Raw genomic sequence first — 16,464 nt, forward strand, 5'->3', positions numbered from 1 at the left:
TGAGGGAGTGCAGCCGCCCGCCACAACCCGTACCTGGTCCATGCGGAGAACAGGCGGGTGCGCTGTCGTCGGCGAGACACCGAACGTCCTCGGCAGGTGTCGCCAGGTACACCCGCTGGTCAGCACGTACACCATGGCCGTGAACACCGCCCGCTCATCAACCAGGGCCGTACCTCCACCCGGCGGACGGGAAGCACGCAAAGGCAGCAACAACGCGACGAGCCACCAGAGTTCGTCAGGGACACAACCGCTGCGACAACCTAACACCCATGACACGGCATCATGCCGCATCAGCCTCAAACCATGCGAGACAAGCTCAAACTACAAACAACTACCTTGAAAGGGCCAGGCGCCATGAAAGGTGACATTGAGACTCCTGCATGGTCGCTGCGATCACCCAAATGATATTGTCGCGACCGATCTGCCGTTTCGCCGCGTGGTGAGGCTCGCACTCAGGGGGCGTTCACCACATTGCACTAGCACGAGAGGCAACGTCATGAGCCCCGTCGAGTTAGCAGTTCTTGTCCGTCGGATGGACGTCACAACCCGAGTGTCCGACCAGGTCGCCGACATGTCCGAGCATTCGGAGGGGGGCCTGCTCCTCGAAACTTTCATCGGACGCTATGTGCTGGACAGCGATGCGCGTGCTGTATGGCGCCTGATTGACGGAACCCGCACTGTCACGCAGATACACGAGGATTTGGCGGCGTCGTCCGGCCTCTCGGAAGAAGAAGTTCGGGCACCCGTCCTCGCCCTTTGCGAGAAACTGCTCGATCTCAGACTCGTCGAGTATCTCCGCTAGTGGCTCCGGTCAACAGGCGCAACAATCCAGGACGGATGAACATGTTCAACCCGACAATCGAAGTCATCGTCACCCAGCCCTCCACCCCGAATCCGCCCAATCTGGCGTTCGACGCGGTCCTCCAGCGCTTCCCTAGCCTCGCCGAAGCAGACGCGGTGTGCATGACAGGCTCGATCGCTGCGGGCTGGGGCAACAGCTACAGCGACATCGACCTCTTTGTCTTCTCCGACCGCGAGCTCGACCTTCCGGTGGACGAGACGATGGAGACCTGGCCCGGGGAGGACGCCACCAGCGGAATCCGCTGGGTCAACTGGATGGGTCAATACGAGGAATCCCTCGTCGACCTCCAGGTCTGGCCGACCGACACCCTCCCCAAGGTACTCAAGCCGTTCCTGGGCGACACCGAGCCGGAATTCGGAAATCCCGGTTTGTGGATCGAGGACCTCATCTATCGGATCTCCATCGCGACCCCGCTCAAGAACCCGGCCTTCATCGAAAACATGAAGCAGCTGATCGCGAACTCATCCTACAACCGGGCGCTCGCGCGCTATCTCAAGGCACGGATCGAGAGCAGGCTCACAGACGTGGCCGGCCAGCTCGAGGCGGGCGACATCCTCGGCGCCAGGATGGCCGCCCTCCTAGCCGCCGAGCAGGTCGTAGACCAGAGTCTCTTGCTCGCCGGCGACCTCTGCCGAGCGCGGAAGTGGATCCTTCGCCGACTGGAACAGACGCCGCAGTGCGGCATCACAGTGGACGAGTACAGGTCGGTGGTGCTGGACGGTAAGCGACCCGACGAGTCAGACCGCGAATGCGCAGTGCGCGTCGCACGTTGGGCCCAGTCTCAGCTGGTCCGCACGGAAGACGCGGCCTTGACGCGACGCTAAGAGGTGTGACTGGAGCGGACCCGAGGAGGGAAGCGGGGCCCGTCGCTGCGTCAATCGCGAGGTGTTCGGCCTCCAGTCGAGCAGGGCCGGGAGTTCCCTCACAGGTCAACCTACAGAGGGCCTTCGCCTACGCCGTCTCCGTCGCCGCGTCGCACCCGCATACGTGCTCCTTCCACCCACGCTGTACGGGGCCACCGCACCGCTGACGATAGGTCATGGCAGAGCACGCCGACCGCATCGCCTGGAGGCGGGCCGGCGGTTGCACGGAACCGGCCTGCATGTCAGACGGAAGCCTCGGCCACAGCCCGGAATGCTTCGGCGATTTCACGCAGCACCTCGACAATGCCATGCGGCACATGGCCTCCCACCGGCAGCGGCCCATCGTCGACAACCGCTCCCTCTCCGGGATCGCCCACCCGAACTCGCCAAAACCCTGACCGCCCTCATCGTTGAGCACCTCAACGCACAAGACCCCAGCCCATACAACCCACCTCGCTGCCCCCCCCCCAGCACGAAGGAACGCCATGCGCAAGCCCAGCGTGGACGTCGTCATCCTCACCATGAACGACCGCCCCGAGGAAGAATCCAAAGCCCTCGATTCCCTCATGGCTCAAAAGGGTGTAGACCTCACCATCGGCGTTGTCGGGAACGGCTGCATCCCGGACATCGTTCCCCAGGGGGCACTGCAGATCAGCCTTCCAGAAAATCTCGGTATCCCCGAGGGCCGAAACGTTGGAGCCAAGCTCTTCAAAGAGCCAGGACCGCCCGCAGAGTTCATTTTCTTCCTCGACAACGACGCGATCTTCCCCACCGACGACGTCCTGATCGGGCTCGTCGCCGAGGCCCGTGCACACCCGGAAGCTGCCTACATCCAGCCCCGCCTGACCGGCCCAGACGACGAAACGACACCCCGCCGCTGGGTGCCGCGCCTTCGCGCATCCGAACCGGCGAAGCCAGGGACCATCACGACCATGACGGAAGGTGTTGTCATGGTGCGCCGGAAGGAATTTGATGCAGTGGGAGGCTGGGCCGGTGAATTCTTCCTGTACCACGAAGGCATTGACCTGGCATGGAAACTCTGGTCACTTGGATGCAACGGATGGTATGCCGCTGGTATCCGAATGCATCATCCGATCACCAGTCCCGCTCGCCACGCTCGCTTCTACCACTTGGCAGCCAGGAATCGAGTGTGGGTCGCATACCGAAACCTGCCCCGCCCATTGATCCCCCTTTATCTTGGCCTCTGGATCGCCGTCACCGCCCTGCGCTCCCGGAGCGGCGGTGGCCGCGAATCACTCAAAGGTCTACGCGAGGGATGGGCCGGCCGACGCCGCCAGCAGCGTCGCCCTATGAGCTGGCGCACGGTGTTGCGCCTCACGAAGGCCGGCAGGCCCCCCATCATCTGAGCGTCTTCCTGTAGCGCGAGTCAGGCCTGTCAACCGGCGTAACGGCTTGAGCCTCCACCAAGTTGAAACCGCAGTTCGAAGGGCTGGTATGACCGGTTCTCTGGATGCTCACGATGGTGTCGGCGCCAGTCTACGTACTAGATTATCCGTCAAGCTATGTTTTCGGCGGCAATCAGACCCGGTGCTCACAGCGGCAGGTGGGCCTCGTCCGTCCGGCCGAAGATGTCTCCGCACGCGGGTGGACGGCACCGGCCCGCGGGCGGTGGGGACGGCCAGCATATGACGCACTTCCGTGCCCAGACGAAAGAGCTGGAGACTGGTCTGACCGCCCTTACAGGCGTACAAGCGGAAAACCTTAACTGCAACGTCGTCGCGGTCGTCGGCGAAGGTATCTGGGAGGCCAGCAAGTAGTTCGAAGTCTTACTTGCCGGTCGCCGCGTCGGCCACGGCGCTGAGGGACAGGGTCTCGAACTCTGAAGCGGACAAGGATGGCTTCAACACTCTGCGGCGGCCTCAGTGCTCCGGCTTCCGTCGGCTCCACCCAAAACGGGCTCACGTGGTTCCGGCTCGAGGCGGCTCCACCGCTCACCAGGGCCAACAGCCGCGTATGGAGCGACGCCAAGCCGAAATCGAACGGACTCTTCGGTCCAAGGGCCGGGTTGGTGGGGCCAAGTGCACCGTTAGGTCGTGTATCGAAAATGGATCTTGCGCGATGAATGATCGTGGTCATGGGGCGGGGAGATCTCACGGATGAGCAGTGGGCGTTGCTGGAGCCGTTGTTGCCGAAGGCCAAGGCAGGGCGACCGCCCGCCTGGCCTCGGCGTCAGCTGATCGACGGCATACGGTTCCGGGTCCGGACCGGTGTTCCATGGCGAGACGTGCCGGTCGAGTACGGACCGTGGAACCGGGTCTACGACCTGTTTCGCCGGTGGCAGCGCAACAGCACCTGGCACCGGCTCCTCACCCGACTCCAGTCACTGGCCGATGCGAGGGGTGCGATCACGTGGGAGCTGAGTGTCGACTCCACGGTCTGCCGCGCGCATCAGCACGCAGGCGGGGCGCGCAAGCAAGGCAACCTGCAGAAGGAACCACCTGGCGGCATCTTCACCGAACCCCCTGATCACGGACTGGGAAGGTCGCGTGGCGGGTTCACCACCAAGCTCCACCTGGCCGTCGAGCAGGGCCAAAAGCCCATGTCGATCGTGGTCACGGCAGGACAGCGCGGGGGCTCGCCGCAGTTCGAACCCGTGCTGGCAAAGGTCCGCGTGCCCCGCATCGGACCGGGCCGGCCGCGTGTCCGCCCTGATCGGGTGCGGGCTGACAAGGCGTACGCCTCCCGCAAGAACCGCGCCTACCTGCGCCGCCGCGGGATCCCCTGCACCATTCCCAACAAGGCCGACCAGGCACGCAACCGTCAGAAGCTCGGCTCCCAGGGTGGCCGGCCACCGCGCTTCGACCCGGTCGACTACCGAGAGCGCCACGCGGTCGAGTGCGGGATCAACCGTCTCAAGAGGCACCGTGCCGTCGCCACCAGGTACGACAAGCTCGCGGTCCGATACGAAGCGACGGTTTTGATTGCAGCGATCAACGAGTGGTTGTGACTTCCTGGTCTGGCCGTGGCGCGATGCGGGTGGGGAGCAGTCCTCGAAGGAGTTCCACGATGAGGTCAGGCTGCCCCACAAACGGGGAGTGGCCTGTCTGCCATTCGCGCATGTCGGTGCAGCGCGAGGCCATGGTTCGCTGGAGACCGGGGTCGATGGCCCGGTCCTGAGCGCACACGACGTAGGTGGAGGGCGTTTCCTTCCAGCTGTGGTGCTGGGGGACTCCTCGTCCGCAGCCCGGGGCTTGCGAACGCAGCAGGCCGACCGCCCGCGCGGCGAGGGGGCCAGGGCAGTCGCCGTAGAGGGTGCCGATGGCCAGCCCGGGGTGCAGGGTGGTCGAGCCGTCCGGCTCGGCGACGATGGCGTCCTTGAGCTGTTGGGACGCACCGCCCAGACTGGCCGCGCTCTCGTCGGCGTCGAGCACGAACGCTGCCAGGTAGACCAGGTGTGACGCTCCGCGGACCCCTGTGATCACCGATCCTCCGTAGGAATGGCCGAGGACGACCGGGGGCTCGGGCAACGCATCGATGACGCCCTGGACGGCGGCAGTGTCAGCAGCCAACGATCCGCGGTGGAGCTCGGGCACAGCAACCTCGGTTCCGTCGGTCCGCAACCGTTCCGCCAACACCGCAAAGTGCTCGGGAAGGTGATACAGGCCGTGAACGAGCACCACAGCAGCCAACTGGTCCGTCTCCTCAGATCGACACCAGACCGGTGAGCCTAGCCCCGAAGCACGGCCACCCCATCACCTTGATCCACTTTCGATACACGGCCTAAAGCCACGAGGAAGTGTCCATCGCGACAGCGTGAGCGGCCAAGGACGCGAAGACCTCCATGGGTCGTTCCCCAACCGCCACGTCAATGCCCCAAGAGAGCAGCCGCTCTCGGCGGCGATCCTGACGCCATAGCTCCTGGTCCAGCAGTGGCAGCAGGACGCGACCCAAGTGCGCGCAGCGACTCCACAGCATGTCGTGGTCCGAGGTCGTGATCGATCCTCTCTGCAGCAGTTGGAGGGCTTGCCGCCCGAGTGGCGCAGGTCCTCCAACCTCCCATTACACGCAGGCTGGGTACATGACAGGGCTGGACGTTGTCTCAGCGGTTGACTTCGAGGTTCGTCAGGACGAGCAGGGCGCGCAGGAAGTGGGTGGCGCGGGCGGGGTCAGGGCGGAGCTTGGTGAGGATCCGCCAGTTCTCGAGATGAGCGAAGCCGTGTTCGACGAGGGCGAGAACGCGGTTGGCGGTCTTCTCGCCGGGGGTGAGTTTGTGAGTGCGACTGGTGTGGAAGCCGGTGACGATCACGGGGTCGAGTACGCCGTTGTCCAGGCCGCGGAAGCCGAGGTCCGCCAGCGCCCCGAGGCCGGCGGCGCGCAGGTGGGCCAGGACGTGGTCGTGTCGGGCGGCGGTGTTATCCCCCGGCGCTCGCCGTCTTGTGCAGTTACCTGTCGAAGTTGAACGTGGCCGTACTCTGTCGGCTGCTTGCTGGCGACCGTGACAAGCAGGGTGTCCTCAGCAAGCGCCGCGTCTGGCTATTCCTGTTCAGGATTCCGCTGGGTCCATCCACGAGGAGGGCACGAGCGCTGAGTCGTTGCCGTAGCGCCAGCGCTCGACGACGTGCTGGCTGAAGGCGGGATCGTCCAGGTCGGCGTGCTCCATGACGATGATCTGCATTCTTCCGTCGAGCTGCTGCAGGGTCCGGTGAAGGGTCTCGAAGATGTTCAGCAGATGCGTGCGGTCGTTGGTCTGGAGGTCTTCCTCCCCTGTCGCCTCTGCGGGGAAGTAGACCTGCGAGGGCTGGTCGAGAAGCAGTACGCGGGGTACGGGGCTCTGGTGTCTGGTGAACCACTCGTGGAGGCTCAGGAGGGTGGAGACGTGGTAGCCCAGGTGGTTTTCGGCGCTGCCCATGTTCTTGAGCTGGACCGGGCCGTCGAGGGTGTCGGCGACCACCGTGAGCCGGATGGTGTCCAGGCGGATGGGCGAGTCGGCGAAGTCGAGGTCGAGGGCTTGAGCCTTCTCTTTGATCTCCTGGTTGATCAAGGACAGGAAGCTGGTGAGGCGCTCGTCTTGAGTGCTTCCGCTGAGCTGCCCCTCCAGCTGGGCGATCTGCTCACGCAGTTCCTCACGGCGGTCCAGGACTCGTGGCGCGGCTGTGTGCTGGGCGGCCGTGTCGAGGTAGAGGCTGATGCGTCCTTGGACGATGGCGGATCGGCGCAGGTCGTCGGGCTCTTGCTGGATGGTGCGCATCGCCGTGGTGAGTTCTTGGATCTGGTCCTGGTTGCGGGCGAGCTCGGAGCGCAGTTCTTGTAGCCGGCTTTCGTGGTGGACGAGCAGCCGCCGGATGGCGGGGGTGTCGCTTCCGATGGCCTGCAGATCGCTGTCGAGGTGGGCAAGGTCCCGTGTGAGGCCAGCGATGGTGTCGTTGGCAGAGGGGACGGTGCTGTCGCAGACCGGGCAGCGGTTGTGGCCGGAGGCGTCTTCGTCTCGGTTGAGGAGGCCGAGGGAGGTGAGGCGGGCGCGCTGCTCGATGGCCTGGTCGTTGAACTCGTTGTTCTCGGCCAGGGCCATCTTCAGGTCCGCGATCTGTGCGCGGCTCTGCGAGAAGAGCCGGCGCAGCTCGGTCCGGCGCGTGTTGAGGGCGGCAAGGGGGTCGGTGTCTGGCAGGTTGGGCCGCAGTTCGCCGTGCACCATGGCGTTGCGGAGGTGCCGGAGGATGAGATCTGCGGTCAGTTCGCCGGTCTGTGGGGGCAGGAGGCCGACTTCGACTGCTTCGCTCAGCAGTGCTTGGGCCTGGCCGCTGGCGGGGGTGAGGTCCGCGGAGACGGCGATCACGGCTTCGTTGTCGGCCAGGTCGCGGCGCAGGTTTCGAAGCTTGTTCTGGAGGAGGGCCTGCTCGCGGTCGACCGCTCCGAGGAAGTAGGGAAGGACTCCTCGGATGGTGTTCGGCCGCCAGTCTTCGCCTTGTGAGTGGAAGAGAACGTCCGGGTTGGCGACTTCGTTCTGGGCTTGGAAGCAGAAGAACAGGGCGTGGCGGATCGAGGGTGCTATGAGCGCGTTCTTGCCGACGGCCGGGACCCGGACGGTGCTGTCGATGCCGCAGAAGCTGCTGAGGAGATCCTTGGCAACGTCCCCGGGCGTGGTGAAGCGAAGGTCCTCAAGGGCTGGAGGCGGGGTACCTGGGGCCTGGGTGAGGACACACATCACGGTGCTGACGGCTTTGTCCTCAGGGGCGCGGCGTGCGACGAAGAGCTGCTGGCCGGGCTTGGTGAGGGTGACGGCATAGGTACTGACGTAGTCGCGTACCTTGCCTGCTTTGACTGGGTAGTCGGAGCTGGCGAGGCAGTAGTCGATGATCGTCAGCAGCGCGCTCTTCCCGCGCCGGGAGTCGCCTGTGACGATGTTGAGGGCCCCTGTTTTGAAGGGGACGGTGCGCATCTGTCCGGGCTGTTTGCCGTAGATGGTGACCGCTTGGATCTGGAACGTCACGGTTTGACTCCGAGGAGGGTCAGGACGGTGCTGAGGCTGCCCGTGCTGGGCAGCCAACGCCCGAGAAGCAGGGCTGCCTTCTGGGTCGCGAGGGTCTGTTCGGTGGCTGCCTTGACCGCGGCGGTGGCGGGGCCGACTGCCAGGGTGAGCCCCTCGTTCGTGGCCTGGAGCACGCCGGTCTGGAGGGCGAATAGGACGCCGGGGCGCACCACAGCGGACAGCGAAGCGGCGTTGCGGGTCATGAGGATGCGTACGTCCTCGTGTGCATCGAGCCACTTCATCAGGCCGGGCTTTGTCGTGCTGGGAAGTGCGGCCCTGATGGCGGGTTGCAGGGCCATGATCGCGGCGACGACGGCTACGGGCAGGGGGCAGGGGGCGCCGTACTGCTGCTCATGGCCTTGGACGGCGCGGGTGCACAGCAGTGCGGTGAAGGCCGGGTTGTACAGGGCGCGCTCTTCGCGGCTCAGGTTCATCCGTGAGCCTCGGCGGGCTCAAGGAGCTGCATCAGCCGGGCGGCGAAGTCCGGGTGCCATCCAACTCTGCGCTCGTCAGCAAGCATGTGGAACGAGCCCTTGGTGACGAACACTTCGTCACATCCACTGCGGATCTGGAAGCGGGCCTCCTTGTCGACCCACCCGTAGATCAGCCGGGCCTCGGCCTTCTTCTGCTCCTCGGTGGCCTCAGAGCCAAGCTCCTCCTCCATCTCCGCGAAGCGGGCCTCCCACTCCTCCACCAGTCGCCGCTCGTACTCACCGATCTCACCGGCGCGCAGCAGGTTCTCGTTCAGCCAGCGGGAGCGCTGCGCGAAGGCGCGGACGTAGTCCCGCACTGCGTAGCCGATCCGGGTGGAGCCGACTCCGATGATGCCCAGCTGCTGGACGAAGACCTTGTCGGCCTGGTCGCTGACGTCCCCAGACATGACGGTGATGTCGCGGTCGATCGGCAGGTTGTCGTACTGGAACTGCCGTTGCAGGCCCGTGAAGACCTCGTCGAACTCGACGCCTGTGACCGGGCTGCCGCCCGGGGTGCGCATCTGTTCGATCACACGGTCGTAGAACCAGCCCTCCAACCGGTTCAGGAAGGACTTGGCGGCGGTGTGGCCAGCGGCCACCGCGGCGATGCGAAGCATGGTGGCGCGGACATCAGCGATGTCCTGGGTACCGCCGATGACCTGGATCCGTGCGAGCAGTGATTTCTGCAGAGGCTTCGGCAGGCTCGTCAGCGCGGCGAACGATTTCAGCAGGTCCTTGCTCGTGGTCTTCGAGGCCGCGGCCGCAGCGCCAAGCAGTGTCAGGGCTTGCTCTTCATCGCGGTCCCCGGTGTCCCGGTGCTGGAGAAAAGAGCCGACGCTGCCCCTGGGGAGATCTGCCGTGGTGAGCAGGTACAGATTCGTCTCGTCCAGGTCAACGCGTCCCGCCGCAGCCGCCTCCGCCCAGATCCTCAGGGTCTTCCAGAGGTCCTTGGAGGTGTTGGTCAGATGCACACCCTCGGCGCGCTGCTTGAGCTGAAGGAGATCAGTCATGGAGCCCACGTGCTGCTCGATGTCATCAGCAGCCTCGACGGCAATACTCCAGTCCGGGCCGGCGCTCATCCACTGTTCCATACACATGTGGAGGGCCTTGGCGAACTGGAAGAGGTAGCCCAGGGCCGACGCCGATGCTTCGTACTGCTCACCCCCGTCTGCCATCACACCTCCCAAACCCAGACCGGTCCGGCGATCATTTCATGAGGTTGCCGACGCGCATAAGGGCAGGCGGCGAGCTCGAAGGTTCCGTACAAAGAAACGATGCACGCAGCAGGCCACCGGCGAGGCTTGAGTGCCGATAAGGGACACGGCACTCTTTGGGATGCGCCGCAGCCTCCAAAGAGACAGGGCCAGCGAGTGGGGACTGCGTCACTGCGGGGAGGACGGTTCAACTCCGACGGTCACACCGCCCTTCGGTTGCGGCTTGCGAGCCGCCCGTAGCGCGACGGCATCTGCGGACAGCCTCCTTAGCGTTCATCGGGGCCGCGGGTTGAATAGGCTCTCGATGTTCAGCTGGTGCGCTCGAGGAGGCGTGCCATGGAGAGGTAGTACGCCGTGCCATTCGCTCGTCCATCGATCTCACCACCACCTGGGGTTCCAGCTGGTGCTGCTTCCTCCAGTGAACGTCCAACGACCTCCTGCAGCCTGCCGGGCACGGCTTGGCGCATACCCGAGGGTGCGCCAGCTCGTAGAACCGCTCCCCGGCAGGCCCCCTCCTCGGCCGCGAGCACCCCTCCCGACGCCACACCAACCGTCCTGGGGGGTAACAGCCCGACCCTCTGTTCGCCATGAGACTTCTCAATGCCAGTGTCAAGCCGTTGCGGGTGCTGTCCGGACGGGGTTATGTCGCTGGTTCAACGCTCACCGCGACGGATCGTCTCCGAAGGTGAACCGCCAGAATCTCCATCTCGACGAGCGTGCCGATGAGACCGGTCTCGGCAAGTTGCGTGGCCAGCACTCGTGCTTCACCCAGGGACAGTTCTCGCGCCTTGCGGAGGGCCTGCAGCGCGGGAGCAAGGCTCAGCAACTCTCCAGACAGGCGAAGCCTTGCCGCCCCGTGCACTTGCAGCAGAGCTTGTCGAATGTTCTCGGGTGTGACGGGTCCGCTGTCTTCCTCGCACCACCCGTTCAGGCAGTCTGCACATCGTCCTTCGGTGCCCCAGCAGAGCATGCCGTTGTCGAAGAACTGTCCGACATCGCAGGTCGTGGTGCCTCCGCAGACACTGCACCGGCTTGTGACCCGTACTCCTTGCGTAATCACAGGGGCTCCTCAGCGTCATCGGTCCATGCTGATGGGATCCTGTCTGAGAGGTCGGCTCTCGTCGATCAGGTTTGCGATTGAGGAGAAGCCCTATGGGGCGGTTGCCGCCGGTGGCGTGAGTTCGTAGTGCCGCTGATCTCGGAGAAGTGCCCACAGCACGTTGACCCGTCGCCGGGCCAGCGCCAGGACTGCCTGGGAATGGCTCTTGCCCTCGGCCCGTTTGCGGTCGTAGTACCGACGGGATTCCGAGCAGCAGGTGATGCTGCTCATGGCCGCAAGAAAAAGGGCCCGTTGCAGACGTCGGTGGTATCGCTTCGGCCGGTGCCGGTTGCCGCTGACCTTGCCTGAGTCCCTGGGAGCCGGTGCCAGGCCGGCGTAGGTCGCCAGGCAATCAGGGTTGCCGAAGAGACCCATGTCGCCACCAATGGCGGCCAGTATCTCGGATCCGAGCAGGGTACCGATCCCGGGCATGCTGGCAATGATGGCGGCTTGCTCGTGGGCGCGGAAGGAAGCCTCGATCTGCCGGTCGATCTCACTGATCTTCTCGTTGAGCGCGATCACCTCCCGGGCAAGCGTGGCCACCATGGCTGCGACCGTCTTCTCCCCGGCGACGCTGGTGTGCTGCCGCTCGGCGGCCTCCATGGCGGTGCGGGCCAGAGCTCCGCACCAGCGGAGCTTCCGGTTCCGGAGCCACTGTTCGAGCCGGCTGGCGCCGAGCCGGCGGATGGCCGCTGGTGTCTGGTAGCCGGTGAGGAGGACCAGGGGCCCGTGGTTGCCCAGGTTAAGGGCGCGCTCAAACGCGGGGAAGATGCCGGTCAGGAGACCACGGAGGCGGTTGACGGCTCGGGTGCCGTCACAGACCAGGTCGGCGCGGCGGCCGGCGAGCAGACGCAGCTCGATGATGGCTTCGTCGCCGGGCCTGATCGGCTGCAGATCGCGGCGCATGCGGGCCTGATCTACGATGACGTGGGCGTAAGCGGGCATCGGTCTTGCCCTCGCCGCGGTAGCCGGCCGTGGCCCGGTTCACGGTCCGGCCGGGAATGTAGAGCACCTGCTGGTCATGGTTGAGCAGGAGCGCGATGACGAGAGCAGCCCCGCCGTCGGCGAGGTCGATGGCCCAGACCACCTCGTCGCCCAGGGCGAGAACATCGGTGATCAGCTGCAGGAGGTCGGGCTCGTCGTTGGCCACCCGCCTCGATAACAGCTTGGTGCCCTCTGCGTCGATGACGAAGCAGTGGTGGTGGCCCTTGCCGGCATCGATGCCGGCCCAGATGCGATTCATCTTTATCCCGAGTCAGTCGTACTGATCTTCTGCAGACGACCTCGCCGGCGTTGTCCTACTCAGCGATCTACTCGCACCTCTCAATGAGCGGCCCGGTCGTCGGTGGGGTCCCAGGCGGCCAAGTCTGTTCAGCCACGAGCGGCGACACCTCAGTAGCCCCTCCCAGAACCCCCAGGCGACAGGACCCTACGAATGGCCCGATCAACCCGCCTAGAAGGTAGGACACCTCAGCGCCCTGGCACAGGTCCGCGCCGGATGGTTCCGGGTAGCCTTCCTGCGCTACGAGGGCGTCTCCCCCTACCTCCGTCAGCTCCGTCCAGAACGGGTCCACGCGGAGTTGCGGGCCGCGGATCCCGCGCTGACCTCAGTGCGGGACGTCGCCTACCACTGGGCCCTTCTGCGCCGGTTCGCCCACTGCTACCGCCAGCGATGTGGCCACGCCAGCCAGCAATGCAGCCATTGGGGGCTCGACGTGACGCGGCTGCGCCGCTAGTTGGCTCGCCGCCCGTCGTGCACGCTTCTTCGCCAGTCGTACGGTTCGCATGTTCTGCGGAAGGCAGCGTCAACGTTCGCTGCCGGCTCCAGACGCATGGCGATCCCAATCGCTGATGTCACAACAGGCTTCGCGTGGCTTCGGCTTCACCCAAAGAATCTGCGAACTCGGTCAAGGTGTCCGCGAGGATACGACTCCGCCTCCCTGTAGGCCGCATGATCAGCCCGAGCATCGCTCGCTGGTCCCCGGTGAGAAGACGCTCGCCTTGGGTTTCCGGTGAGGTCACGGAAGGAGCTAGGCGCCACTCACTTCCTGTCAGGCGTGCCCAGATGTACGTGGATGCAATGTCGCGCATGGATTCGTCCAGTGAAATCCGAGATGCTCGGGCAGACTGAATTGAAGCTTCTCGCGTCAGCACCCGGTCGGTGATCAGATCCCAATCCGGCAATCCGAGAGTCCATTGTGTGTAGCGCAGGCGGCGAGAGCGGTAGTCTGTGCGCCCCGACGCCTGAGACAATGAGGATGCCAGACTGGCAAGTATTGCTCGCAGTTCTTGCGACGAATAGGCGTAGTACCAAGGGGTGAGCAACTTCCCCTTTCCGGTACTGACATCATGCCAGATTGAAGGAATGCCAAGATAGTTGGCAGATTCAGTCATATCCATGCCTGTCACGGCGTTGATAAGCACCACGGCTGCAGAGCGTCGAATGGAGTGCGCAAGAGCAGCTCGTCGTGGGCAACCTAGGGCGGAAGTCATCCACGCGTCTGGAAGCCGTTGCGGAACATCCTCCGGTGAATACTTTGCTCGGCGGGCTGACGGAGCAAGAAGTGAGACTCGATACAACGGGTGGCGCGTTGACCCGCCACTCTCTCGCGGCTCTCTAATGCCTGATTCCTTGATTATCGCGCGAAACTTTGGTGAACAATCGCGGCGGACCAGCTTCCACGAATTGCCCCATCCATGGCTTGAAGGTGCAGGCGCTCCACTCATGAGCAGCGACAACGCCTGACCTAAAGCAGCAGTCGGCAATTCCAGCATCCTAGAAGCGATGTCGAGTAGTGCTGCCGTGGCTGGCGCGCCTGGGGGAGGCCCCGCCCAGAGATAGCCTGACTCGGAAGGTGTACGCTCCCCCTTCGCCCTGTTTTGCTCCCACTCGATATGACGATTAAGCAACCTGGCTGGATCGCGTTCAGGCGTGACAGTTGCGGCAGCAGGCCACGTCGCGCGAACGATGGAAGCTGCAACATGCAGATCACTGAGAGTCTCTCGCGCAGAGATTGCAGGGTCTCCAGCGTCCAGGTACCGGATAATTTTATCTTGCAGTTCAAGCAACTGACTCGACGGGCGCCTCCCGCCAGCCGAAGTAAGCCTTAGCGGGCCGATGTCAAGGCGCTTTCCGCAAATCTGGCCACGCCTCCACATCACCTTGTTACGACATTGCATCGGCTGAAGCCCTCGCACGCTTGGGGCCACGATTAGGGAACGTGGATGGCCTGGATATCCGCTATGAACGGGTAAGCGACACGCCTGACAGAAATCAGACAGAAACACTTCATGCTGCAGACAGGCGAACACTGCCGCGAATCGCCACCGGATATCCCAGGCCCCGCCGAGCACATTTTGAATTTTACTGCCGTCGCCATGCAGGCAATACGGACAGTAGCGCGTTCGCGACCCTAGCACCCAAGGCGGAAATGGCCCCCTTGGGGTCCAATTACTAACACCCGCCCTGCTTACGCAATCCTTTAGTGGCGGATAGCGGTGCACGTACGGGAGGAATGTAAGCCTGTCCGCCGCCCCCATAGACAAGCCGGTGGCCCTTGCCAAGTTTTCACGGGATTCAGCATCGAGCATGATCAAGTGGCGTGCTGATACCGCGTTTGCCTTTCGGCAGAGCCCCACCCTCACGGCGACTTCTCCCGGGCTCTGGTCGAGACGGTGAGCCAGCCTAAGCAAGAAGCCCGACAGGCTCTCACTGGGCAGAGGAACGAGGCTGCGCGGTAGTGAACGCATGGCCGCACCACTCACTCCCTGTTCACGTGACCTTCTGGCATGGAGGAGACTGCGCTCTTCAGTCGTGCTTCAACCGATCTGTCCACGGGCCAGGACCGTGTTGGCTAGCGAAGTCGGCGAGTGCAGGCAGGGCCCAGGCGAGCTGAGTTGGCGACAGCCAGGGGGTCCCAGATAGGGGGCCGGTGGTCTCGTTCTGGATGGGCCTGAGAGCGATGGGCAGATGGCGGAGTTGGTTAGGCCGGGTCAACATCCTGCCCCCGGGGACGGGTGCGGCGGTGTTCCCGACGGACACCCACGGCGGTCTAGTCGAACTCGATGATCTCCAGAGTCTTGCGGTTGATGACCTCACTGCCGTTGATGATGGCCTCAAGAGCGGCGCCGCGGACGAGTTGGGAGAGGCGGCCGATCACGCCGTCGGTGCGTTCGTGGAGGTAGCTGTTGAGATCGGCCAGGGTCCCGGGCTTGTGCCGGTGGAGTCGCAGCGCGTCCTCGAATGAGGCAATCAGGCTCCGCCAGTTCTGCCGCTGCGCGGTTGTGACATAGGCGCACGGTTTCGTGCCGGTGACGGTGTACCGGAAGTGAGGCTGCTGGCCTCGGGCACCGCTGAACAAGCTGCCCGAGGCGACGTCGATGCCAGCTAGAACGAAGGTAGCGGGGATCCGCTCAGACAGGTACATGAGCTCGTCAGAGGCTCCGACCCCGACCTGGGTCGCGAGGTTGAGGTTGTGGACATCGTCGATGAGAGCGAGTTCGACGCGCATTTTGATCAGCAGGTCACAGACGGCATTGGTGATGGAGGTCTGGGGCTCCTCCCTGACGAACCTGAGGCCGAGGAACCGGGCAAACTCGATGAATAGCATCTTCGGGGTAGCACGGGGCGGCAATCTGACGTAGACAACAGGCAGCCGCCTCGCGGCGGCCCGGCCCAGTCGCTCGCGGACCAGGCGTTCATAGTTACGGCCGAGTTGCGCAATAGCAGTCGTCTTCCCGGTCCCCGCTTTGCCGGTGACGATCAGCCCACGACGGCCGGAGAGCCGGTGCCGGTTCAAGACAACCAGGCTCTGTCCGGTGGTGAACACGTCGTGGGCTGTCGGGGTGTCCACGATCACGAGCCGGGAGTGGTAGTCCAGCCGGGGCTCGTTGTAAGCGAGCCGCTTCTCCTCAGTCAGAGCCTTGAAGGCTCGCAGCGAGAGCATGGACGGGTAGAACGGGGCATCATCGACGAACTCTCGCCAACCGTCCTTGGTGGTAAGCGGATTGTTCCTGTCGTCATGAGCGCCAGGCAGAGTCGCCACAGCTGATTACCTTCATCTTGGGGATGGTTGAAAAAGCCGAACGGGGCGGCTGGGATCTCCACCGGCCCTCCGCTCTCACTGCCAGGCCCATGACTCACCGCCACGGCCATCACAGGACCGTCTCCCAGCGGCTCCGACAGGTCAAAGCACAGGTCACCGCACCAGAGCAGTTGGTCGGGCATAGACAGGATGGACACTGGGTTCTTGCTACCTCGGCACCCTCCAGGGCTGAGGGCTATCAAACGCGTCCGTGGGCCGCTTCGCGATGTCGCCAGCCCGGCTGCGTAGATGTCGCTAGCCAGCGGACATTGACCATCTCCGCCGGATCGGGCTCATGCACCAGCAGTACATCCTCTGACACGTCGCGTCGGTCACCGAGAACTTCACCTCGTCCTCCGACCACCTCTGCCCGATATTGACG

The 16,464-nt window shown here is 64.3% G+C and carries 12 protein-coding genes and 3 pseudogenes; 5 read left to right on the forward strand and 10 right to left on the reverse strand.

Going from position 1 to position 16,464, the window contains the following annotated elements:
* Positions 1-69: 69 nt before the first annotated feature.
* Positions 70-291: pseudogene (locus ACFWAR_RS05470) on the reverse strand (transposase); the annotation flags it as partial.
* A gap of 259 nt (positions 292-550) precedes the next feature.
* Between ACFWAR_RS05470 and ACFWAR_RS05475 the strand changes: the two are divergent.
* The 5 genes from ACFWAR_RS05475 to ACFWAR_RS05495 all read left to right on the forward strand — a co-directional run bounded on the left by ACFWAR_RS05475 (position 551) and on the right by ACFWAR_RS05495 (position 4,693).
* Entirely contained in the window at positions 551-802 is a 252-nt protein-coding gene (locus ACFWAR_RS05475; RefSeq protein ID WP_385773337.1) for a PqqD family protein, read from the forward strand.
* Between the two features lie 35 nt (positions 803-837).
* Positions 838-1,686 (forward strand): nucleotidyltransferase domain-containing protein, encoded by an 849-nt coding sequence (locus ACFWAR_RS05480; protein WP_385773339.1) that lies wholly within the window; start codon positions 838-840, stop codon positions 1,684-1,686.
* Between the two features lie 215 nt (positions 1,687-1,901).
* The gene (locus ACFWAR_RS05485) at positions 1,902-2,123 is read left to right on the forward strand and encodes a hypothetical protein (RefSeq protein ID WP_385773341.1); all 222 of its coding nucleotides are present in this window, start codon (positions 1,902-1,904) and stop codon (positions 2,121-2,123) included.
* A gap of 87 nt (positions 2,124-2,210) precedes the next feature.
* Positions 2,211-3,092, forward strand: a complete 882-nt coding sequence (locus ACFWAR_RS05490; RefSeq protein WP_385773343.1) for a glycosyltransferase family 2 protein — start codon at positions 2,211-2,213, stop codon at positions 3,090-3,092.
* Between the two features lie 728 nt (positions 3,093-3,820).
* The gene (locus ACFWAR_RS05495) at positions 3,821-4,693 is read left to right on the forward strand and encodes an IS5 family transposase (RefSeq protein ID WP_385773542.1); all 873 of its coding nucleotides are present in this window, start codon (positions 3,821-3,823) and stop codon (positions 4,691-4,693) included.
* Here ACFWAR_RS05495 and ACFWAR_RS05500 read toward each other — a convergent pair.
* The 9 genes and pseudogenes from ACFWAR_RS05500 to ACFWAR_RS05540 all read right to left on the reverse strand — a co-directional run bounded on the left by ACFWAR_RS05500 (position 4,677) and on the right by ACFWAR_RS05540 (position 16,043).
* Positions 4,677-5,375 (reverse strand): alpha/beta hydrolase, encoded by a 699-nt coding sequence (locus tag ACFWAR_RS05500; RefSeq protein ID WP_385773345.1) that lies wholly within the window; start codon positions 5,373-5,375, stop codon positions 4,677-4,679. The two genes, ACFWAR_RS05495 and ACFWAR_RS05500, sit on opposite strands and share 17 nt — an antisense overlap.
* Before the next feature lie 410 nt (positions 5,376-5,785).
* On the reverse strand, positions 5,786-6,073 hold the full coding sequence (locus tag ACFWAR_RS05505) for a transposase family protein (protein ID WP_385773544.1): 288 nt from the start codon (positions 6,071-6,073) through the stop codon (positions 5,786-5,788).
* Between the two features lie 156 nt (positions 6,074-6,229).
* Positions 6,230-8,173 (reverse strand): DUF3732 domain-containing protein, encoded by a 1,944-nt coding sequence (locus ACFWAR_RS05510; RefSeq protein ID WP_385773347.1) that lies wholly within the window; start codon positions 8,171-8,173, stop codon positions 6,230-6,232.
* The gene (locus ACFWAR_RS05515; protein ID WP_385773349.1) at positions 8,170-8,646 is read right to left on the reverse strand and encodes a three component ABC system middle component; all 477 of its coding nucleotides are present in this window, start codon (positions 8,644-8,646) and stop codon (positions 8,170-8,172) included. The genes ACFWAR_RS05510 and ACFWAR_RS05515 overlap by 4 nt, the downstream gene beginning before the upstream one ends.
* Entirely contained in the window at positions 8,643-9,860 is a 1,218-nt protein-coding gene (locus ACFWAR_RS05520) for an ABC-three component system protein (RefSeq protein WP_385773351.1), read from the reverse strand. The genes ACFWAR_RS05515 and ACFWAR_RS05520 overlap by 4 nt, the downstream gene beginning before the upstream one ends.
* Before the next feature lie 1,189 nt (positions 9,861-11,049).
* Positions 11,050-12,241 (reverse strand): annotated as a pseudogene (locus ACFWAR_RS05525) (IS110 family transposase).
* Positions 12,242-12,852: 611 nt separating this feature from the next.
* Entirely contained in the window at positions 12,853-13,425 is a 573-nt protein-coding gene (locus tag ACFWAR_RS05530; protein ID WP_385773554.1) for a hypothetical protein, read from the reverse strand.
* 864 nt (positions 13,426-14,289) lie between these two features.
* Positions 14,290-14,748: pseudogene (locus ACFWAR_RS05535) on the reverse strand (TniQ family protein); the annotation flags it as partial.
* A gap of 302 nt (positions 14,749-15,050) precedes the next feature.
* A complete protein-coding gene (locus ACFWAR_RS05540) occupies positions 15,051-16,043 on the reverse strand; it encodes an AAA family ATPase (RefSeq protein WP_385773353.1) in 993 nt (330 codons plus the stop codon).
* Positions 16,044-16,464: the final 421 nt, after the last annotated feature.

This window comes from Streptomyces sp. NPDC059917 (assembly GCF_042730635.1).
GTDB lineage: Bacteria > Actinomycetota > Actinomycetes > Streptomycetales > Streptomycetaceae > Streptomyces.